The sequence below is a fragment of the Sutcliffiella horikoshii genome (assembly GCF_008180725.1).
Classification (GTDB): domain Bacteria; phylum Bacillota; class Bacilli; order Bacillales; family Bacillaceae_I; genus Sutcliffiella_A; species Sutcliffiella_A horikoshii_B.
The window spans coordinates 478,384-499,035 of sequence record NZ_VTEV01000005.1; the positions used below are offsets into that span (position 1 = coordinate 478,384).

Genomic DNA, 20,652 nt, shown 5'->3' on the forward strand with positions numbered 1-20,652 from the left:
TTACTTCGTTGCAAGCACTTTCATAATATAAAGGAGTATTGATAAAAATGATTGGTTTTTTACAAAGAATCGGGAAATCACTAATGTTGCCGATTGCTGTGCTTCCTGCTGCAGCAATATTATTAAGAATTGGACAAGAGGACTTATTGGGTATTGAATTTATTGCAAACGCAGGGAACGCAGTATTTGCTAATCTTGCGCTTATTTTTGCTATTGGGATAGCGATTGGTTTCGCCAAAGATAATAATGGATCTGCGGCCTTGGCTGCTGCTATAGGATACTTGGTATTAGTAAGTGGCACCCAAGCAATCAATGAAGATATTGATATGGCCGTACTAGGCGGGATAATATCTGGGGTTATAGCAGGATTGCTTTACAACAGGTTCCATGATATAAAAATGCCTGATTGGCTTGGTTTTTTCGCAGGTAGACGATTTGTCCCTATCATTACTGCTACTGTGATGGTAATCTTAGCTGGAATATTTGGAGTCATTTGGGCACCGATTCAAGAATTTATTAACAACATCGGCCAATGGATCATAGATGCAGGAGCAGTCGGTGTTGGTATCTTCGGATTCTTGAACCGCCTACTCATTCCGATAGGATTGCACCATGTACTCAATAGTTTAGTATGGTTTGTATTTGGAGAATATAATGGTGCGACTGGGGATTTAAATCGATTTTTTGCAGGTGACCCGACAGCTGGTATCTTTATGGCCGGTTTCTTCCCTGTCATGATGTTCGGTTTACCTGCTGCAGCGTTAGCGATGGTTGCAACAGCAAAAAAACACCGCCGTAAAGCTGTATCAGGAATGCTGATTGGTATCGCCTTTACATCATTTTTAACTGGTATTACAGAGCCGATTGAGTTTACTTTCATGTTCCTGGCTCCGTTTTTATACGTCATACACGCATTATTAACAGCAAGTTCCATGGTTATTGTTTACTTATTGGATATAAAGCATGGTTTCGGATTCTCTGCCGGTGCCATCGACTTTTTCCTGAATTGGGGCATAGCACAGCAGCCGTTTTTACTCTTAATCATCGGTTTAGCATATGGTGCAGTATATTTCTTTGTTTTCTATTTTCTTATTAGGACCTTTAATTTAAAAACACCAGGTCGGGAAGATGAAGAGGATATTATAGAAGAAAAAGGAACAGGTGAAGATAAATATTCTGTAATGGCTCGTAAATTTATTGATGATATAGGTGGTAGGGAAAATATTGCTGCTGTTGACTACTGTACGACCAGACTCAGATTGACAATCAGGGATATGAGTAAAGTGCAGGAAAATTCATTAAAGCAACATGGTGCCAAAGGGGTCATAAAAGTAAATCAAACAAATCTACAAATAATTGTTGGAACCGATGTCCAATTTGTCGGGGATAAAATGAAAGAATAGAACCAGTCTAATATGGCTGGTTTTTTTCTATTCAGATTTGAAATGATGTTTAGTAAAAAGATGTGCCATCTGTTCGCGATATTTACAACTCTACTATTTGAGAGCAAAATGGTTACAGCCTACACATTTCCCCACATTCCGGGTCAACGGACCTGTCCCTTCATCGCTTGTCCCCACCTTATGGTTCCAAAGGAGCAGGAGAACAGTACCTTTTCTTAACATTTACAATATTTTAACTTATCAGGACACTTTTTTATATTATTATTATTTCTGGTAGATACATAGTCTATTAGATTCTCGTCCATCCACGAGTATTTAATATAAAAAATTTTATAGTAGGAGGCATTTCTATGCTGAAGAAGTCCATGTTGGTTGTTTTTGCCTTTATTCTGTCGTTCACTGCTTTACAGCTTGATCCGCAATCTGTCTCGGCGCTTCCCCCTGGAACACCGTCCAAGTCTCAAGCTCAAACGCAATTAAACTCGTTGACTGTTAAATCGGAAGGCTCCATGTCAGGCTCCTCACGGGATCATTTCCCGCATTGGAGCAGCCAAGGAAATGGCTGCGATACTCGCCAAATCGTCCTTCAACGAGATGCCGACTATTACAGCGGTAACTGTCCTGTCTCCTCTGGAAAATGGTATAGTTATTTTGATGGCGTTATTGTGTACTCTCCATCTGACATTGATATTGATCACGTTGTTCCGTTGGCCGAGGCTTGGCGTTCAGGCGCTAATAGCTGGACAACCGACCAGCGACGTGCTTTTGCAAATGATCTTAATGGACCACAGCTAATTGCCGTAACAGCAAGCGTTAATCGTTCCAAAGGGGACCAGGATCCGTCCACATGGCAACCACCTCGTACCGGAGCTCGCTGCGCATATGCAAAATGGTGGATTAATACAAAATACCGCTGGGACTTGAGTCTTCAGTCATCAGAAAAATCAGCATTGCAAACGATGCTTAACAGCTGTTCTTACTAAAAAATCTATGGAGGCTGCAGGTAAGTACTTTGCAGCCTCACTATTTAAGAGAGGAGATCTACCTATGGAAAAGCTATCTTCTATTTTTACTGCATCACACGGAGTCATGACAACCGAGGTTGGTGTCATCAGCGGCGAACTTGAACTGCGAACTACTTGTGATGAAGATGGAGTTCTTTCGCTCGAAATCACTTATGTAGATGCCGCAGAGTGGTACACGTTGCCCGGAGAAGATTATCGCCTGCATGATTCGCGGGACCATTCAGTGGTTCATGAGATGCTTGTGAAGGTGTTGGAGCGTAGTTAAGGCGGCCACCACACCGCCCCATACTCCTTTCAATAATTTTGACGATGTTGACTTGAAAAGATATCTCTTTTTGGGAAATAATAAGTTTTCGAGCTAAATATTCTTACAATATATGGATTGTCATCAATTTCATTTATTGAATACTTTTAATGGTTTATCGTATACTTCGGGCATTTTATTGACTAATTGGGAGTGTTTATTGAATAAATTGGGAGGTGGAAGTATTTTAGAGGACTATCACTATATGGTCAATGGGAACTGCCTCCATAAATACTTCAAAACCTTACATTAAACCACCAAATAACAAGAAAAATAGTCACTATCCCCCAAACAGTCGTCCCAATAACAAACCATACCTGTGCGTTTTCTTTCATCCCTGGTAGGTTACTTTTTAAAAAGGAGAGTACCACAACACCAATAAAGAAGAAAGCAATAGTAAAGCCCAACATCATAACATCCAATTTACAACAACCTTCCTACACACTATTTCCGGGCCACCGTGCCTGTCCCCTCAACCCAACTCAGCCTATACACAGCAGGATTACCAAGGTTCTTCCAGTCTGCAAATCCAAAGCTAGGTTGGTAATTTCTAATTAGCAGGGACATGATATTACCGTGCGTCACAATTATGATGTTTTCCGCTTCCGTTTCATTAGCTTCTTCTACCACTTGAACAATCCTGTCCATTGCCTCTCTACTTGATTCGCCGCCTTCGAGTTTCAGGTCTAAATCTTCATAGGTTGCTTCCAACTTTTCGAGCCAGTCAGGTAAATCGACTGAACTAAGTATGCGTTCTGCTAAACGATCATCTTTTTCTATTTTTATGTCTCTTTCTTTACCAAGCGGTTCAATAGTTTGGATAGCGCGTAAAAAGGGGCTAGAAATGATGCGGTCTATTGGCGTGTTGGAGAAATAACTTGCTAGCTCTTGCGCTTGCTTAAATCCCTTTTCTGTAAGGGGTGATTCTGGTGGTTGCCCTTTGGCTTCGCAATGCCTGATTATGTAGATGGTTTTTGACATAGATTGGTCCCCTTTCTTCTGCTATATATCATTACGAACGGAACGGAAATTTGTTTCATTCTTCATAAAAAAAGACGATTCTTTGCTTCCTTGTCCAAGAAGTAAACGAATCGCCCCTCTTATTTTTCACCCCACAACATACTAACTGATTGTTTTTTCGGATCGATGTACCTGTCCCTTCGATTCAAACACCCAACCACATAACAAAATACTAGATTCGTATAGAAGTACTAAAGGAATAAGAACAAACACTTGGGATAGTAAGTCTGGCGGTGTTATCATGGCGGAGAGAATTACCATTGCCAGGTACACGTATTTACGATATTTTGTCATCATCATTGGCGTCAAGATGCCGAGCTTTGTTAAAAACCAGACAATGGCCGGCATTTCAAATATGAGTCCTAAGGGAATGGTAATCTGGAACAAAAATCGAAAGTATTTTTCCGCTGTGAACATGGTTTGGAACATACCTTCTGATAGAGCCACTATGAAACTGAAGACCTTTGGGAACACAACAAAATAGCCAAAAGATAAGCCTGCCACAAACAAGAGAAATAATACAGGTATAAAGAGGGCGGTTGACTTTCGTTCGTCAGGTTTAAGAGCTGGTTTAATGAAAACCCATAACTGATATGCCGCAAATGGAATGACCGCCGCTAATGCGCAGATACTGGCAAGCATAAAATAAACCCAAATTATTTCAGATGGACCGAGCACCGTTAATTCTACTTCCGCCCCCTTCATGATCCATTTGTAAACTTTACCCACTTGGAAAAAGCTAACCAGAAAGATAGAAACGTATATAAAAAGGATCATAAGCAGCCTTTTTCTTAATTCTGCCATATGTGTGAGAAAAAAAGTCTGTTCCACCAAACATCCTCCTTTGTCTGTTTTAAAAAAAGAGGGCTATCTACTGAAAGAGATAGCCCACTCATTTATTTACAATGCCTTCTCTTCTACCTTTTTGTCTGCGTCTACTGATTCGTTGTCATCTTTCATTAAATCCTTTGTCCCCTTTTTAAATTCACGAAGGGTGACGCCAAATGAACGCCCGATCTCAGGAAGCTTGGTCGGTCCGAAAATAAGCAAGGTAATGACTAGTATAATAATTAGACCAGGGATACCTATATTTTGTAACATGATATCGTCCTCCTTAAGATTGGTTAATTAGTCCTTGTCCTTGTGTCACATTGATTTTCACTTCGCCGTTTGGTACTTCACATTGCCATAACAGGGATTTGGAAGCGTTCGGTGTTTCAATGTTATCAACAGAATAAGCAGTCCAAGTAGCTTTCGTGTTAGTCAATTCTAGCAATGCATACCCATGTGTTGTACTGTCAAACAGCTCAATCCAAGGATTCTCGGCTTTGACTATTTGTTGAATTTCTTTAAATAGTAGTTCAGCTGTAATTGTTGCTGCACCGCTTAATCGGCCTTTTACGATATCGATAAGTTCTGAGGCAGCTTCAATTGGAATTGGTCCCGACGTATCCGGTGCTTGGTTTAATGCATTACGGAGCGTTTCTCTTAAATTACTTGACGTAACAGAACCTACCATTAACTCTACACCGTATTTCTCGCTCGTTTTGTCATATTTATATTGAAGGTAAGAGGCTTCATAAGTATGAAAGTCCCCTGTGAGAGCTATAAAGTTATTAATTTTATTGTTCATGACTGTTTGTGCAATAACATCTCTTTCATAAGCAAACCCATCCCATGCATCTAAATTCATGTAACGATTTAATAATTTCAGTTGGGTAATTTGCACTTCATTTCCCCAAATTTTCCATGTTCCGCCGGCATTTTTTAATTCATTTAAGAACCATTCGCGCTGGGAGTTTCCGAGCATCGATCGGTCAGAATTGTTAATGCCTTCACACCCACCCGAAATGTAGCGATCTAATGTCCCTTGGCCACATGGGTGTGCATCTCGATAAAGACGCTCATCTGTTAAGAGAATCGTTGCAAGGTTACCAATTGTAACGGTCCGATATATTTTAATAGACTCTTCAAAAGACTTCGTTCCGTCATAAGGAACACGCGCAGGCATGTATTCAAACCAGACTTGATTGGCAATAAGTCTTCTCGCCGGGTCGGACTCGGGGTTATCGTCCGGTGCTACCGCTGGATAATATGTGTCATTGGCAAACTCATGATCATCCCAAGTAGCCACCATGCCGTGACGCTCATGCAATTTTTGTAAGTCTTTATCTCCACGATACGTCTGATAAAGCTTGCGATAGTCCTCTTTAGTAAAAGCTTTCGCCTGTCCACTCGGAAGCTTAATTTGTCTATCTTTCAAATTACCTTGGTAGGCCGCATCACCAACAGATTCATAGATGTAATCTCCTAGATGCAAAAAGAACAACATTTCCTCTTCTGCCATATAACCAAGTGCATTAAAATATCCATTCGTGTAATCTTGGCAAGAAACATAGCCAATTTTTGCAGAGGCAACCTGACTATTATCTACAGGAAGTGTCCTACATGCTCCTGTCTTACTTACATATCCTTTTTTTGTAATAAAGCGGTAGTAGTATGTTTGATTTGGTTTTAGTTGCCCATCCAGATCGATACGAACCACATTGTCGTGATCCTTCCAGATAGGAGAGAAACCATTGAGCGCTACATTAGAAAAATCCTTTGTGGTACTTACCTCAAACATGACAAATTTCCCTTGTTCAATTGCCTCTGCCAGAGACTCATCATTGGTGGCAGTTGTATTTTCTAAATAGTAGATGATATTGCTAGTAATTTCTTCTGTTGAAAGCCCATCCTCTATGGAAGGATCCACTCTTGTCCACAACATCATCCCACTAGATGTTGGGTCACCTGAAGCAACGGATTGAGGAAATCCTTCCCCGACAGTTTGAAGTCCTTTATACGGCGTTACACCTTCTGCTGCTAGAGCCTTATTGGAGACGAAGGAAGTCAATTTGCTAATCCCTGTCGTTTCCAGTGCCACCACTGCTGAACCTGCTAAAAAATACTTCAAAAAAGTTCTCTTAGACGAATCGTATGCTTCAAATTCCCTTCTGCCATTCTTCAATGCTGTTTCCTCCTTCTTAGTTGGATTCGTTACCAGACTAAAGGGTAAAAGTAAACCTGGTTTGAATTATCTGTTACAGGAGAATTAAAAGAATATTACAGGGGTGGATGGGTTAGAGGGACAGGCACCGCGACCCGTTTATTTGGTAAAGTGTTAATTATTTCCTTATTACTTAGAAACAACGAACCTTATTTTTTGACTACACACCTTTTATCCCCACGACATAGTTATAGAATTAATAGAAAATATGGACTATAATATAATTGAGAATGATAATCACACTCATATATACTAACTTCAAGAATAATAAAGGGGACGATGTCATGGAAACGAACAAATCAACTTTAGCTCAAACCATTCGCGAGCGACGTTCTATAAAAGCTGGATACACAGACAAAGAAGTAACACAGGAAACCGTACTAGAATTACTGGACGATGCAGTCTGGGCACCTAACCATGGACTACGAGAGCCTTGGAGGTTTATTTTTGTGTCCTCAAGTGAAAAGCAGGGATTTGTAGAGAAGCTGGTGAAGACCTTCCCACCAGAGATGCAGGAAAACAGAAGGAATTACTTCAGTCAACCCGCTGCCTTCCTAATCATCGTGATGGAAGAAGACCCGAGACAAAAGCAATGGGAGGAGAACTTCGGGGCGGTCAGCTCGCTTATTCAGAACTTCCAGCTGCTTGCCTGGGAGAAAAAACTTGGCGTTGTCTGGAAAACTAATCCTCATATCTATGACCCAAAGGTTCATTCGATTTTAGATGTACAGCCTGGTGAAAAAATTGTTGGATTCTTGCATATGGGATATTTCGAGCAAGTGCCACCAAGACGTGAGCGAAAATCCGCAGAAAGTAAATTGACAGCGTTTAAGAATGAATAGGACAATGGAAAAGACGCTTCCCTACTGAGAGGGAAGCGTCTTTTCCATTTGAGTAAGTTTTTTTCCTGAGGTATTCAAGGTGGAAGAAAACACTTAGAGGAAAATATAGGAGTTTTGCAGGAGCCACCCTACCTGTTACTTTTACTTTTCATGATGAAGATCTCTTTTTCAAGTCTGTTTACCTTATTGTCAATGAAATCAAAATCGTTCATTCTAAGTTCATTAGTTAATTCAAACTGCCCGCCAATACCGTCGAGTTTTGCTTCAACAGTATTGAAACGTTCGTGCATTTCCGTCTTCATGTTATCCATTTCAGTTTTCATGCTTCCCATTTCGGTTTTCATGCTTCCCATTTCGGTTTTCATGCTTCCCATTTCGGTTTTCATGCCTGTCATCTCTGACCTTATGCTGGTTGTTTCTGATTTTAAATCATTTACATCCCCTCTCATACCTTTAACTTCTGTATCCAGACCGATAAGCAGCTCAAGAATTTGCTTTTCCATCTTATCACCTCCTCCTTTCATTATAGTGGATAGGAGGATAACTATCACGTATGATACCAAAAATACATTTTCCTTTTTGGGCTAAAGGTGTCGAAGAGAGCTACTATTAAAAGTGGGCCAAGGTGCCTGTCCCTGCAACACCAGCTCCCCCTCTACCCACGAAGTATGGGCAACGTGCAACAACGAAAGGATCCCCCTGATTTAATGATTTCAATAATATCAACTTCAATCACTTCAAATCCGCGTTTTCTGAGCTCTTCGTTTACATTTGGATTAACTGGCAGGCTGAAAATTTTCTTATTGCCAATGCTGAGTACGTTTGTTCCAAGGGTGAACTGTTCGTCTTCTGTTACTTCGATTAATTCAAACTGGGCCGAGAGAATGTCTATCTCTTTCTGTGTAAAAGCTTCTGGATAGTAAAGGGCTTCATTTGGTGAAATGATGTTGAACACACAATCCAGGTGTAAGTATTTTTCTTTGAAAGGCACCTTTACTACTTCATAATGTGGCAGGATGCTTTGAAGATGTTCAATTGCATCCTCGTTGGTTCGGTTGCTCAAACCCACATACACTGTTTCGCCATTGATGATGACATCTCCGCCTTCAATCATGTCGCCCTTTAAATTCAAATAAGAAATTTCTTGTTGTTCCAACATGCTTTTTAGGACATCTTCTTCCCCTTGTCTAATTTTATTGGCCATTTCTGCAACAAATAAGATGTTACCAAGGGTGAAACCAATATCTCTTGTGAATACTTGCTCCGGGAACATTTTCATTGCAGGCAAGAGGATCACTTCCACTCCATGGTCCTCCAATGTTTCAACGAATTTCTTATGCTGTGCCATCGCAATTTCAATATGAATGCCTTCATTTTTAAATTTTTTCTGCGTTTCATTAATGACTTCCCGAATGGTCATAAACTCTGGTTTGCACAAGATCACCTTATGCAACACGTCATACTCACTACTTGCATGCGGCCGTAACGGACTTTTAGAAAATAAAGACATACAAATACCCCCATCACAAAATAATGTTTTTATTGTTACCTAGTAAAAGGATTTTTAATTGGCAAGGAGAACGATTTTATTTTTCGGGTTAATGACATAGAATAACTGTACAATTTTATTTGTAAGGAGAAATGACATGGACCAACATAAAGAAGAAAGCTTAAAAAGAACTCTAGAAGAAGCAGATAAGGCTGTTTATGCTTCACAATTGGAAAGTAACTCGGATAATATCGGGTATTCACATCAGGCAATTGAACGAGTGGAGCAAGCTTTAAAGGATGCTCCCAAACATCCTTCTCCCACTTCTGAAGAGCAGCATGCCAAAGATATGTTGAGACGATTGAAAGAGACACAAGCAGCTGTGAATGCTATAAGGAACGATTAACGCGGGCTCCTTGATGGGCCCTTTTTTAGATGAAAAATGTGGTACAACCCTTCCCCGGTGAATAGAAATGTAAGGAGATGATGGGGAGGGCTAAAAGATGAATTCCATTTTAACTTACATATTCTTAGGTGTGTCACTGGCAGCACCGATTGGACCGGTCAATGCTGCACAGTTGGATAAAGGATTGCGTCTAGGATTTGGACACGCTTGGATTTTTGGGGTTGGCGCACTCGTCGCTGACATTTGCTATATGTTGCTCGTTTATATGGGAATGATTCATTTCATAGAACAGCCAATGATGAAAGCCTTTCTCTGGCTTTTTGGCTTTTTCGTGCTTACTTATACAGGGGTAGAAAGTTTGTGGAAGAGTGGAAAATCAAGCTTTGTGGATGGACCAAGAGGCAAGACTACACTGCTTCGATCGTGGACTTCCGGTTTCCTTCTTTCCATTTCCAACCCGCTTACCATTCTATTTTGGCTTGGTATTTATGGCTCGGTTTTAGCAAAAACCGCTTCCTCATTTTCCGTTAATCAGATAGCTGTTTACAGTGGGGCCATCATTTTCGGAATTTTATTATGGGATGTGTTTATGGCTACGATCTCCAGTATTGCTAGGAATCTTTTGCATACTAATTTCCTTGTGGTGATTTCGATTATATCTTCCTTGTCGATGATTGGTTTTGGGGTTTATTTTGGTGTGGAGGCATTTAGGTTGCTGTTTTTATAGGAACAGGTGGTATGACGAGCGGTTGGGGGAGGACTTCTATTCGACCTTTAATTTGTTTTGCGTGGCACTTCGGGCATGTAGAGCCCTTCTATTTGACCTTTCACCTGTTTCACCAGGCACTTCGGGCGTATAGAGCCCTTCTATTTGACCTTTCATCTGTTTCACCGTGCACTTCGGGCGTATAGAGCCTTTCTATTTGACCTTTCATCTGTTTCACCAGGCACTTCGGGCGTATAGAGCCCTTCTATTTGACCCTTCACCTGTTTCACCAGGCACTTCGGGCGTATAGAGCCCTTCTATTTGACCTTTCACCTGTTTCACCAGGCACTTCGGGCGTATAGATCGCATTTATTGCATGATACATAATCTTCCCCTCCCTTTTTCACCTCCACTTGCACAAACTTCCAGAATAACCTCTCCTTCTTTACCTATACTAACTATGTGTGCGTGACAAAACGGATAAAGAAACAAAAAGTGAGGGGTTAACTTGGCGAAAAAAGAGGAAAACGTATCTACCGATGATGCTGTGATGCAAATGCTGCTGGATATTACAGACAAAGATGGTGTGGAGATAGGAATCACGTTGAACATTAATGGGGCAGTTGTAGCGGGAACGCTTGTTGGCCCCCATACTTATTACGAAGGAATCATTCAATCTGCAGATGGTGTAGAAAATAGTACCCTGTCGCGCGTTCTACATAAAAAATTCACTGATCTTAAAGAAGCCTATATCAGTGAGCGGCAAGAGGAAGAGGAAAAGAAAAAGCAGGATATGATTGCTACGTTTATTCATTTGAAAGATGCTGTGTATATTTCTGCGAATGCGCAATCTCCTTTCAAAAGCCACACTTGGTGGCGTGGAAGAATTGATTCTATTGACGGGTTTTCTTTTAAGCTTTAAGCAATTGAACTTATTAATCGTAGACATGACGACGGAGGGGTAGAGGTGACAAACAAGAAAATCGGACAAGTCAGTGCTTGGTGCATAATAAGCATGGCTTCCATCCCTCTTATTATGACACTGGGCAATTCCATGCTTATTCCTGTTTTGCCATTGCTCGAAAAAAAATTGGACATCTCCTCCTTTCAATCCAGTATGATCATCACTTCATATTCTGTTGCATCAATTTTCTTAATACCTATTGCTGGCTATCTATCTGACCGGTTCGGCAGGAAAATGATCATTTTGCCAAGCCTACTGCTGGCACTAATCGGAGGGTTAATTTCTGGGTTTGCTTCCTGGAAAATAGATGATCCCTTCACATGGATAATCATCGGACGAATTATACAGGGTGTTGGTGCAGCTGGGGCAACACCGATCATTTTGCCGCTTGTTGGGGACTTGTATCAGGATGACGATGAAAAAACCAGTTCTTGTTTGGGAATCATTGAAACATCCAATACATTTGGGAAGGTTCTTAGTCCTATATTAGGTTCGCTTCTGGCAGCTGTCCTTTGGTACCTTCCTTTCTTTTCGATATCTTTTTTTAGTTTAATTTCTATTCTAATGGTTCTTGTTTTCATCAAAGTACCTACGAAAAAAGACAAGCCACTGGCTCTAAATATTTTTATTCAAAACACAAAGAAAATTTTCCAAAAAGAAGGGAAATGGCTTTATACCACCTTCTTGATAGGCGTCTACGCGATGCTGATTCTCTTTGCCCTATTATTTTATTTATCCGACATTCTTGAAAAAACGCATGACCTGCACGGTGTAAAAAAGGGATTATATTTAGCGGTCCCTTTGTTCACCCTGTGCGCCTCCTCCTATATAACCGGAAAAGTAATCAAGGGAAATATTGAATTGATGAGAAAAATTCTAATGATCACACTTGGCGTTATCGCCATATCCATCGTTTTTGTAGGCTATTTGAATGAAAAAATATTCTTATTGCTGACTATATCCAGCTTTATTGGCATTAGCATTGGAGCGATGCTGCCCACCCTTGATGCAATAATTACTGAAAATGTTGAAAAGGAAGAAAAGGGGACAATCTCCTCCCTCTATAGTTCCTCTCGATTCATCGGGGTAGCTGCAGGTCCGCCAATTATGTCTGTGATCATGAAGAACCACCTTCTCACAAGTCTTTATATATCCAGTGCTATGGCAGTTATTATCGGCGTACTTGTTTTTATTTTCATCCAAAATGTAAAACCAAAGAAAAGCACGCTTTGGTAGCTGGTTAAAAGGAGAGTCCCATGTCAAAGTCCTCTTGCAGTCCCAAACAAACAACAGGCGATCTAGCCTGGTGGCAACTGTCATTAATAGGAATTGGATGCACCATTGGCATCGGCTTTTTCCTGGGATCTTCTCTTGGAATCAAGCTTGCCGGTGCCTCTATCATTCTTTCTTTTTTAATTGGCGCCGCCGGAACCTATATCGTGTACAGCAGATTAGCCAAAATGACCATCCAAGATCCACAGGAGGGTTCATTTTGTTATTACGCAGGGCAGGCATTTGGGAAATGGGCTAGTTTCAGTTGTGGCTGGAATTATTGGTGCTCCAACATACTGATCATGGGTAGTCAGCTGACTGCCCTTGGTCTATTGTCCCAATTCTGGTTTCCAGATATTCCGCTTTGGATTTTTTCAGCTGGGTATGCCATATTGTCCTTTCTCATCGTCATGCTTGGGACAAAAGGGTTTGATAAAATGGAAGACCTTTTTGCCATTATCAAAGTTGCGGCAATTGTCATGTTCATTGTCATTGCTTTGGGTATTTATTTTGGCTGGATCAAGGGTGATGGCGGTGGCGTTGGGGCAAGTCCAGGCAACTTACCCAACACCCTCAAGGAATGGATGCCGATGGGAGTGAAAGGGGTATGGTCTTCCCTTATATATGCCTTCTATGCTTACGGCGGAATTGAAGTAATCGGGTTAATGGCCATGCAGCTGAAAAAGAAAGAAGATACGTTAAAGGCTGGAACCATCATGATGTTTTTATTGATGATTCTCTATGTAGGCTCACTCAGCCTTGCCGTTAGCCTTGCTGCTTTTGAAAAATTCAACGAAAAAGAAAGTCCCTTTGTGACTGCCCTAACCAATTTCGACCTCGACTTTTTTCCGCACGTTTTCAACGGGGCCATTATAATCGCTGGCTTCTCCACCATGACCGCAGCACTTTTTGGGGTAACTACACTTTTAGTTACATTAGCAAAGGATGGAGATGCACCAAAGCTATTCCAGAAAAAAATACAGTTTCGCGAATTACCGCTTCCCTCCCTGTTACTTGGAGTGGTGGGACTAGCGGCTTCAGTCGTTTGCGCCTTCGTATTGCTGGGAAAGGTGTTCGAATACATTACCACAGCCGCAGGGTTACTATTGCTGTATAACTGGATTTTTATCTTGCTCTCTTCCTTTAAATTAGAAAAGAATGGAAAGTTACTATCTGTGCTGGGGCTGCTGCTGCTTTTATTAGCAATAAGCGGAACCCTCGCGGAAAAGACCGTCCGGAATGGCTTCTTTATTAGTATTCTTTTTGTAGCGTTGATTGGGATTATTACATTGATAATGCAGAGGAAATGGAAGAAGGGCGGAAGGAAGAAGTTGAAGTATAGTTGAGAAGGGCGGGTTGTGGGGATGGGTTGTGGGACAGGCACGGCCGCCCATATTTGCTTGGATTGTCGTAGGGAGTGAGAGTTCGTGCAGTTTGTTGCTAGAGTAAAGACCTCTAGGTTCATTTTTTCCGGGGGCAGAGGTCTTTATAGGCGTTATAAAGACCTTTCTTACCGTATTTGCCCGTCCGAGAAGTCTTTATACCACTTCTAATGACCGTTCTCCTCGATTAATCAAGTCCTAGAAGTCTTTATCGCACTATTCATGACCTGTCTGTATAGCTTTTTATGTAGAAGAGGTCTTTATCGCCTAGCATTACGAAATCGAGTAATCCGTCGCAGCATTTATTTTAAGATATTCCTTTTAATTCTTTGCTTAATAATCCGCTCACTAATAACCCCGAGGATCAGTCCAACACCTATAGGTAGTAGTGCTATCTCTGTATATGTAGGAGATAGTTTGAAAATAAGAAAATCTATATCAGCTAAAAACCCCAACAAATACAGTAAAATCATAGACCCACAAGCTACTGAGAGTGGTACCCAAAATTGCTTTTTCATTTTTGCATTCCTCCTTTTATTGTTTGGGATTCAAAGGTTTCACCCATCAATCTTCTCCGCCCTCTTCCCTGCATACTCTCCAAATTTCACTAATCCCACGGCTATAGCTGAAAACACACCGTTAAACAAGGCTGCAAACCATAACATCTGGGAAAAGCCGATCGCATTTGCATACAAGACCCCTAATAACATACACCCTAGGACAGTTACAAAAAAAGGTATTTTTTTTGCTACAAAACTAACAATCACACTTAACAGCATGACTGCCGAACCCATGATAAAGAAATGAATCCCAAAGATTAGCAAGAACTCCATTTAAACTCATCCCCCAATAAGCTAATTTGATGGCCTTTTAGAATTCAACATTTTTTCTATAACTAAGATACGAATAAAAGCAATATTTGTTTCATTCTTCTGACTTCATTTAACTTTATCATTAACACATACTAATTTTTCTATATCTATTTTGCCTTACACTTCAGGGAGCCCACAGTTTATCGGCGGAAGATCTAGCAGGATATTTACGCACTATGTAATTTCTGAATGCTAATAACCAATATACGTAAAAAAGGCCTGAAGCAAATTTTATTGCTTCGGCCTTTTGTTTATTTTTTGCTATATTATTGTACGATTTCCATTTGAAGTTCTAAATCTTTTACTTTTGCTTGAGGTAGTAGAATTTTTTCGAATTCGAACTCGTTTAGACCTTTTTCTTTTTTCACTCTATTAGGTAGATCTGGATTAGCTAAGGCGCTTGTCCCTAAGGAAACTAAATCAGCTTGATGCTCTCCAATTATTTTTTCCGCTTTTTCAGGATCACCTAATCTTCCATTAGCAATGACAGGAAGTTTTCCAAACTCTTTGGCAGCCTGAGCCAACGTTCTAGTACCCTGCCCGAATGCAGGTGCTGTCGCATCTCCATCGGTAACATGAATATAGTCTAAAGAGCTCTCTCCTAATTGAGAGAAAATGTATTCTGCCTCGTTTTCTCCTTCAGCCCATTTGTGATTTGGGTCAGCTACCTTGATTTGAGAGATACGAATTCCAACCATAAAATCAGAGCCTACTGCTTCTCGAATATCTTCAATGATTTCTAATACAATTCGAAGGCGATTTTCTTTTAAACCACCATATTGGTCCTCTCGATGATTCATATAATCTGTCAAAAATTGATCCAATAAATACCCATTCGCTCCATGGATCTCCACTCCGTCGAATCCAGCTTCTTTCGCTCGCACGGCACTTTGAACAAATGCATATTTTACTTGTTCGATGTCATGTTCGGACATTGCTCTCGGTGTTTGGAATGGACCTGTTCCACCATAGAAACCTAATTGCTCACCCTTAGGAGGAATGTCAGAAGGTGCTATCGTTTCATTTGTGTAAGCATTCCCCTGACTTTGACCACCGGCGTGCATAAGTTGAGCAATTATCAATGAACTATGGCTGTGAACAACGTCCACTATTTTTTTCCACTCTTGTACATGTTCTTCTCTTACAAGTCCAGGTTGATCGTCATAGCCCTGACTATAACTCTCGTCCAGATAAATCCCTTCTGAGATAATTGCACTAAATCCACCTTTTGCGAATCGTTCATAATATTTACTCATGGTTTCATTCGCACGACCATCTTGTTCTGCACTAATTCGTGTCATCGGTGCAACAATAAATCTATTATGAAATGTATTCCCCTTAATTTCTGTTTGTGAAAATAAATTCTTATATGTCAAAATAATCATCCTTTCTAATTAAACTTAGCTAACATGCTAAAGGAAAAGAATCTTTAATTCAAGATTTTTGCACTTGATAAGTTTGTCATAAAAATAGGATGACTTAGAACACAAAAATTATGTATGGTGGGTGGTGGGGCACCATGATCCACTTTTGCTTAGAGGGGCAAGCTGTGTAATTTCTAAAGCAGTTACTTACGGAGTAAAGACCTCTAATCACTAGTTTTTCCCGTAAGGAGTTCTTTAGCAAGACTGTAAAGACTATTCTTCACTACTTTTCACGCTACAAAGGTCTTTATGACCCTTATTAAGACTTCTCCGCTCAATTTCACGAGCCGCAAAGGGTTTTAAACACTCTTTCATCCCAAGTTAATTTCACTTGTTACTACTTAATTACTTTATTAACCTCTCTTGTAATCTTCCATTTTTCCTCTATTAGTGTCCAACCTTGAGTATTTGTAGGCATCCTCACTATTCAAATTATTAATTTTAAGAATTTCTCCAATACTCCCGCTGATTTTTCATAAAGGCCTTGATTAATATACTTAATTACTCCTATCCAAGCTAAGAAAATACCTAAAAACCCTGCTACGATAAGACCCCCCAATGCAAAATTTTTATGAATACCGTAACCTATTGGCACAAAGAATACAATTGTCGATGTTAGAATTATGAACGTAAAAATCAATAAAGCTCTTTTTTCCATTTTGTGTTTATCTTTATTTAACTTCCGGACACCCATTCCCATTATTTTGAAATAACAAACTGTAATGATAACGGGGATTACCCACATAAATGAATCCATTTGTTTACCCCTTTTTATCGTTAAACTTTCTCCCAAACCGCATTCGTATAAGCAATCTTCAACCCTGCTCGTTCCATATTCTTTTGGCTCACACTACCAAAAGCCGCTTGCCCAACTAAATATCGGCAACCTTCATTAGCTGCCTGTTGCATGCGCTTTTGAATGAGTGCTGTTTGAACCCCTTTATTTCTAAATTCAGGTACGGTTGCCGATGCAGCCAATGTTGCAACATCATTATTTATAAACAAGACAGCGATTCCGGCTGGCTCATTACCTACACGCGCCAAATAAAAATTCCAATTGTCGCTCTCTGCAAGCACCTTGTTATTGGCGGTCACATAGTCCTTGAATGCAGCGGGCATCCCGAAACCTTTCGTATATAACTCACCAAAAATATTAAAGTTCACGAGACTGATTTCCTCAACATGAATAGCATTATCTTGCCTCTTGTCTGGTATTTCTTCCATAGATAAAGGACGATAGAGAGCCGTGTGAAAGCCACTCTGAAAAAAGCCCATGGTACTAAGCTTCCGGAAAAGGTCGATAGAGGCATTTCCTGGTGTCACTTCAAACCTAGCTGGAATGCCTCTACTAGAATAAAATTCTACTATTTCATCCATATCATTTATATTCTCTCCGGTAATTCCCTTCACCGTATTGAATGATGGACCGGGAATACTTTTAACTGAGAACGCCACGGCATTTCCAAACCGCTGCAGCTCCACGCCCATTGCATTATCGTTTTGGTCTCTAATTCTCAGCAATCTATCTTCTAGCGCATCAATCTCAGACTGTTCCACGATTTGTAATTGATTTTTTGTTAAGATTGACATGTTTTTACCTCCGGCGCGATGAGATCCGTATCCGGCGGAGTATATCCCAGTTGGCGACCAATTTTAACAATCTGTCCTTTGTGGTGGAATTCGTGGGTGGTAGTGTGCGTAAAAAGCCAGAGAGTGCTGAAGTCGGATGTTTCACCGCTTTTAAAAGTGTATGGGATGGTATGTTCCCAGTTTCCTTGATATTTCAGCAAAAACTCCTCAACCATCTCATCCGTTTTCCGGAAAAGCTCTCTCATATCTTGAACGGTTTTGATGTTTTTTGGTTCTGTTTTTTCAATTGTTTTTCCAAGACCATGTGTCCCGAGCCAAAAATGATAGCAGGTGGCAATATGTACGTGAAGATTTCGAATGGAGTCCCCTCCGAAATTCTCCATTTCTTTTACATAATCGGCATATGCCATGACTTCACAATACTGAAATAATGTTTCCCTTGTCCGTTTAATCCAATCATACTGACTTTGAAATAATTTCATTTTTCCATCTCCCTAATTTTAAATGAAGGAATATTCCGTCTTTAATTTTATAGTACCACACGATTAGAGATATGGTAATAATTTCTACATTAGTATCAGCAGATGCTTGGTCAGATAAGTTAAGGGGAGAGATATTTGACCAAAGGAAGTGGGTCGTCGTCCAGTTCGTGCCAAAACCACCTAAGTTCGTGCCAAACAAGTTTTTAGTCTTCAGGCACAGGCACAACAGCACAAATGCGTCCCCCGTGCCTGTCCCCTCAATCCGCTGTTTAAAACTCCCTGTTTAGGGGAAATTAAAAACACTTTGAAATCTACATATATTGGAGGTATTATCCTTGAAAAAGTTATTTGGTGTGTTACAGAAGGTCGGGAAAGCGTTAATGCTTCCGGTTGCACTCCTACCGGCGGCTGGGATTTTGCTTGCGCTTGGCGCAGCATTGAAAGAAGAGAATTTGCTGGAACTGATGCCGTTCCTTGGTACGGATTGGATCCAGTTAGTGGCGAGCGTTATGGATGCTGCCGGAGGGATTGTATTCAGTAACCTCCCTGTGCTCTTTGCCGTTGGGGTGGCAGTTGGACTTGCTGGTGGTGAGGGGGTTGCTGCACTTGCCGCGATTATTGGTTACCTCATCATGAATGCCACGATGGGTGTGGTGCTTGGCGTAGATGAAGGAATGCTTGATAACCCGGCATATGCGAATGTACTTGGAATTAATACGCTTCAGAGTGGGGTGTTCGGCGGGGTAATTGTCGGTATCCTTGCGGCATTCATGTACAACAAGTATTACAATATCGAGTTGCCGTCTTACCTCGGTTTCTTCGCCGGGAAGCGATTCGTCCCAATTGTTACGGCTGCCTCTGCAGTTGTGTTAGGTATTGTCATGTCCTTTGTTTGGCCTCCGATTCAAGGTGGGTTAAACACACTGTCTGAAAGTATGATTAACACAAACCTAACGGTGTCCGCCTTTATTTTTGGTGTCATTGAACGGGCCCTAATTCCGTTCGGTCTGCATCATATTTTCTACTCCCCGTTTTGGTTTGAGTTTGGTTCCTACACTACTCAGGCTGGAGATATTGTCCGCGGGGATCAGGCAATGTTCTTTGCCCAGCTGCGTGACGGGGTCGACCCTACTGCCGGAACGTTTATGACAGGTAAATTCCCGTTTATGATGTTCGGTCTTCCTGCTGCTGCGCTCGCGATTTACCACACAGCGCGTCCTGAAAAGAAAAAAGTGGTTGGCGGAATCATGGCGTCTGCTGCTCTTACCTCTTTTTTAACGGGTATTACAGAACCTATTGAGTTCTCATTCCTGTTTGTTGCACCTGTTTTATTCGCGATTCACACCGTGTTTGCGGGTCTTTCGTTCATGGTGATGCATATTTTAGATGTGAAAATTGGGATGACGTTCTCAGGTGGGGTCATCGACTACCTGCTTTTTGGAATTGTGCCTAACAGAACCGCATGGTGGCTTGTTATTCCTGTTGGTCTTGTATTTTCCGTCATTTACTATTTCGGTTTCCGCTTTGCTATAACAAAATTCAATCTTGCAACTCCTGGTCGTGAGGAAGTGGACGAGGATGAAGATGGAGCCTCTCCGACAACTGCCGGCGACCTCCCTCATGATGTATTAGAGGCGATGGGTGGCAAGCAAAATATTTCTCATTTGGATGCTTGTATCACGAGGCTTCGCGTGTCGGTGAATGAAATTTCCATGGTGGACAAAGCTCGTTTGAAAAAACTTGGTGCCTCTGGCGTTCTAGAAGTCGGCAACAATATCCAAGCTATTTTCGGACCTAAATCGGATACGTTAAAATCACAAATCAAGGATATTATGGACGGGAAGACACCTCGCCCTGCTAGAACAGATACAAATAAGGAAGTAGAGCAGCAAATTGAAGAGATCAATCCAGATGCGATGCAAACCAAGTCAACGGAAGGCGGATTTATCGCTCCTATCAAAGGGGAAATCAAGCCGCTCGATGATGTGCCAGATCAGGTCTTTTCCGGAAAAATGATGGGTGACGGCTTTGCAATTGAACCTGCAGAAGGACTTGTCGTCTCTCCTGTTGACGGAAGAATTGTAAACCTGTTCCCGACCAAGCATGCGATTGGAATTGAATCGAACGAAGGACACGAAATTCTAATCCACGTAGGAATTGATACCGTAAATCTTAAAGGTGAAGGGTTTGAAGCACTCGTTGCACAGGGTGACACAGTAACGAAGGGGCAGGAACTCCTTAAGTTTGATATGGATTTCATTGGGAAGAATGCTCCTTCGTTGATAACACCAATTGTGTTTACTAACTTGAAGGATGATGAAAAAGTAAAGCTTAACAAGCATGGTGAGGTTGATTTGAAGGAAGAAGGAATTGTGGAGATTTCTAAAGGGTAAATAAGAAAGGGACGTTTCGATCACAATCG

General features: G+C 41.0%; 23 protein-coding genes. 10 read left to right on the forward strand and 13 right to left on the reverse strand.

Annotated features, from left to right (window positions below; genetic code table 11):
* Window positions 1-47: 47 nt before the first annotated feature.
* The 3 genes from nagE (at window position 48) to FZC76_RS14690 (ending at window position 2,693) form a co-directional block, all read left to right on the forward strand.
* On the forward strand, window positions 48-1,403 hold the full coding sequence (gene nagE / locus FZC76_RS14680) for an N-acetylglucosamine-specific PTS transporter subunit IIBC (RefSeq protein ID WP_148988911.1): 1,356 nt from the start codon (window positions 48-50) through the stop codon (window positions 1,401-1,403).
* A 350-nt stretch (window positions 1,404-1,753) separates the two neighbouring features.
* Complete coding sequence (locus tag FZC76_RS14685; protein ID WP_148988912.1) at window positions 1,754-2,386, forward strand: HNH endonuclease family protein; 633 nt, start codon at window positions 1,754-1,756, stop codon at window positions 2,384-2,386.
* A gap of 64 nt (window positions 2,387-2,450) precedes the next feature.
* The gene (locus FZC76_RS14690) at window positions 2,451-2,693 is read left to right on the forward strand and encodes a hypothetical protein (protein WP_148988913.1); all 243 of its coding nucleotides are present in this window, start codon (window positions 2,451-2,453) and stop codon (window positions 2,691-2,693) included.
* A 275-nt stretch (window positions 2,694-2,968) separates the two neighbouring features.
* Here FZC76_RS14690 and FZC76_RS14695 read toward each other — a convergent pair whose 3' ends face one another.
* From FZC76_RS14695 to FZC76_RS14715, 5 genes are all read right to left on the reverse strand, one after another.
* On the reverse strand, window positions 2,969-3,154 hold the full coding sequence (locus FZC76_RS14695) for a hypothetical protein (RefSeq protein ID WP_148988914.1): 186 nt from the start codon (window positions 3,152-3,154) through the stop codon (window positions 2,969-2,971).
* A 22-nt stretch (window positions 3,155-3,176) separates the two neighbouring features.
* Complete coding sequence (locus FZC76_RS14700) at window positions 3,177-3,713, reverse strand: histidine phosphatase family protein (protein ID WP_148988915.1); 537 nt, start codon at window positions 3,711-3,713, stop codon at window positions 3,177-3,179.
* A 141-nt stretch (window positions 3,714-3,854) separates the two neighbouring features.
* Complete coding sequence (gene tatC, locus FZC76_RS14705; RefSeq protein ID WP_262372622.1) at window positions 3,855-4,583, reverse strand: twin-arginine translocase subunit TatC; 729 nt, start codon at window positions 4,581-4,583, stop codon at window positions 3,855-3,857.
* Window positions 4,584-4,652: 69 nt separating this feature from the next.
* The gene (gene tatA, locus FZC76_RS14710) at window positions 4,653-4,853 is read right to left on the reverse strand and encodes a twin-arginine translocase TatA/TatE family subunit (RefSeq protein ID WP_060664122.1); all 201 of its coding nucleotides are present in this window, start codon (window positions 4,851-4,853) and stop codon (window positions 4,653-4,655) included.
* Between the two features lie 13 nt (window positions 4,854-4,866).
* Entirely contained in the window at window positions 4,867-6,762 is a 1,896-nt protein-coding gene (locus FZC76_RS14715) for an alkaline phosphatase D family protein (protein WP_148988916.1), read from the reverse strand.
* Between the two features lie 323 nt (window positions 6,763-7,085).
* Between FZC76_RS14715 and FZC76_RS14720 the strand changes: the two genes are divergently transcribed.
* On the forward strand, window positions 7,086-7,643 hold the full coding sequence (locus FZC76_RS14720; RefSeq protein WP_148988917.1) for a nitroreductase family protein: 558 nt from the start codon (window positions 7,086-7,088) through the stop codon (window positions 7,641-7,643).
* Window positions 7,644-7,771: 128 nt separating this feature from the next.
* On the opposite strand, the gene FZC76_RS14725 is transcribed toward FZC76_RS14720, so the two are convergent.
* Window positions 7,772-8,146 carry a hypothetical protein gene (locus tag FZC76_RS14725; protein WP_148988918.1) on the reverse strand — a complete coding sequence of 125 codons (375 nt, stop codon included), beginning with the start codon at window positions 8,144-8,146 and terminating at the stop codon, window positions 7,772-7,774.
* Window positions 8,147-8,298: 152 nt separating this feature from the next.
* On the reverse strand, window positions 8,299-9,153 hold the full coding sequence (locus tag FZC76_RS14730; protein WP_148988919.1) for a dimethylarginine dimethylaminohydrolase family protein: 855 nt from the start codon (window positions 9,151-9,153) through the stop codon (window positions 8,299-8,301).
* A gap of 136 nt (window positions 9,154-9,289) precedes the next feature.
* On the opposite strand from FZC76_RS14730, the gene FZC76_RS14735 reads away from it, so the two are divergent.
* The 5 genes from FZC76_RS14735 (at window position 9,290) to FZC76_RS14755 (ending at window position 13,826) form a co-directional block, all read left to right on the forward strand.
* A complete protein-coding gene (locus FZC76_RS14735) occupies window positions 9,290-9,538 on the forward strand; it encodes a hypothetical protein (RefSeq protein WP_148988920.1) in 249 nt (82 codons plus the stop codon).
* Window positions 9,539-9,635: 97 nt separating this feature from the next.
* A complete protein-coding gene (locus tag FZC76_RS14740) occupies window positions 9,636-10,265 on the forward strand; it encodes a LysE family transporter (protein WP_148988921.1) in 630 nt (209 codons plus the stop codon).
* A 487-nt stretch (window positions 10,266-10,752) separates the two neighbouring features.
* On the forward strand, window positions 10,753-11,166 hold the full coding sequence (gene gvpU / locus FZC76_RS14745) for a gas vesicle accessory protein GvpU (protein ID WP_148988922.1): 414 nt from the start codon (window positions 10,753-10,755) through the stop codon (window positions 11,164-11,166).
* A 93-nt stretch (window positions 11,167-11,259) separates the two neighbouring features.
* Window positions 11,260-12,444: an MFS transporter gene (locus FZC76_RS14750; protein WP_148989052.1), complete on the forward strand. Its 1,185-nt coding sequence runs from the start codon at window positions 11,260-11,262 to the stop codon at window positions 12,442-12,444.
* Window positions 12,445-12,464: 20 nt separating this feature from the next.
* Window positions 12,465-13,826: an amino acid permease gene (locus FZC76_RS14755; RefSeq protein WP_148988923.1), complete on the forward strand. Its 1,362-nt coding sequence runs from the start codon at window positions 12,465-12,467 to the stop codon at window positions 13,824-13,826.
* A 338-nt stretch (window positions 13,827-14,164) separates the two neighbouring features.
* Here FZC76_RS14755 and FZC76_RS14760 read toward each other — a convergent pair whose 3' ends face one another.
* From FZC76_RS14760 to FZC76_RS14785, 6 genes are all read right to left on the reverse strand, one after another.
* Window positions 14,165-14,380, reverse strand: coding sequence for an ATPase (locus FZC76_RS14760; protein ID WP_148988924.1), 216 nt, complete (start codon window positions 14,378-14,380; stop codon window positions 14,165-14,167).
* A gap of 39 nt (window positions 14,381-14,419) precedes the next feature.
* Window positions 14,420-14,695 carry a hypothetical protein gene (locus FZC76_RS14765; RefSeq protein ID WP_148988925.1) on the reverse strand — a complete coding sequence of 92 codons (276 nt, stop codon included), beginning with the start codon at window positions 14,693-14,695 and terminating at the stop codon, window positions 14,420-14,422.
* Window positions 14,696-15,000: 305 nt separating this feature from the next.
* Entirely contained in the window at window positions 15,001-16,110 is a 1,110-nt protein-coding gene (locus tag FZC76_RS14770) for an NADH:flavin oxidoreductase (RefSeq protein ID WP_262372623.1), read from the reverse strand.
* 475 nt (window positions 16,111-16,585) lie between these two features.
* Entirely contained in the window at window positions 16,586-16,915 is a 330-nt protein-coding gene (locus FZC76_RS14775) for a hypothetical protein (RefSeq protein WP_148988927.1), read from the reverse strand.
* A 20-nt stretch (window positions 16,916-16,935) separates the two neighbouring features.
* Window positions 16,936-17,748 carry a GNAT family N-acetyltransferase gene (locus FZC76_RS14780; protein WP_148988928.1) on the reverse strand — a complete coding sequence of 271 codons (813 nt, stop codon included), beginning with the start codon at window positions 17,746-17,748 and terminating at the stop codon, window positions 16,936-16,938.
* Window positions 17,736-18,230 (reverse strand): DinB family protein, encoded by a 495-nt coding sequence (locus FZC76_RS14785; RefSeq protein ID WP_148988929.1) that lies wholly within the window; start codon window positions 18,228-18,230, stop codon window positions 17,736-17,738. The genes FZC76_RS14780 and FZC76_RS14785 overlap by 13 nt, the downstream gene beginning before the upstream one ends.
* A gap of 380 nt (window positions 18,231-18,610) precedes the next feature.
* On the opposite strand from FZC76_RS14785, the gene ptsG reads away from it, so the two are divergent.
* A complete protein-coding gene (ptsG, locus tag FZC76_RS14790; protein WP_392396844.1) occupies window positions 18,611-20,623 on the forward strand; it encodes a glucose-specific PTS transporter subunit IIBC in 2,013 nt (670 codons plus the stop codon).
* Window positions 20,624-20,652 lie beyond the last annotated feature (29 nt).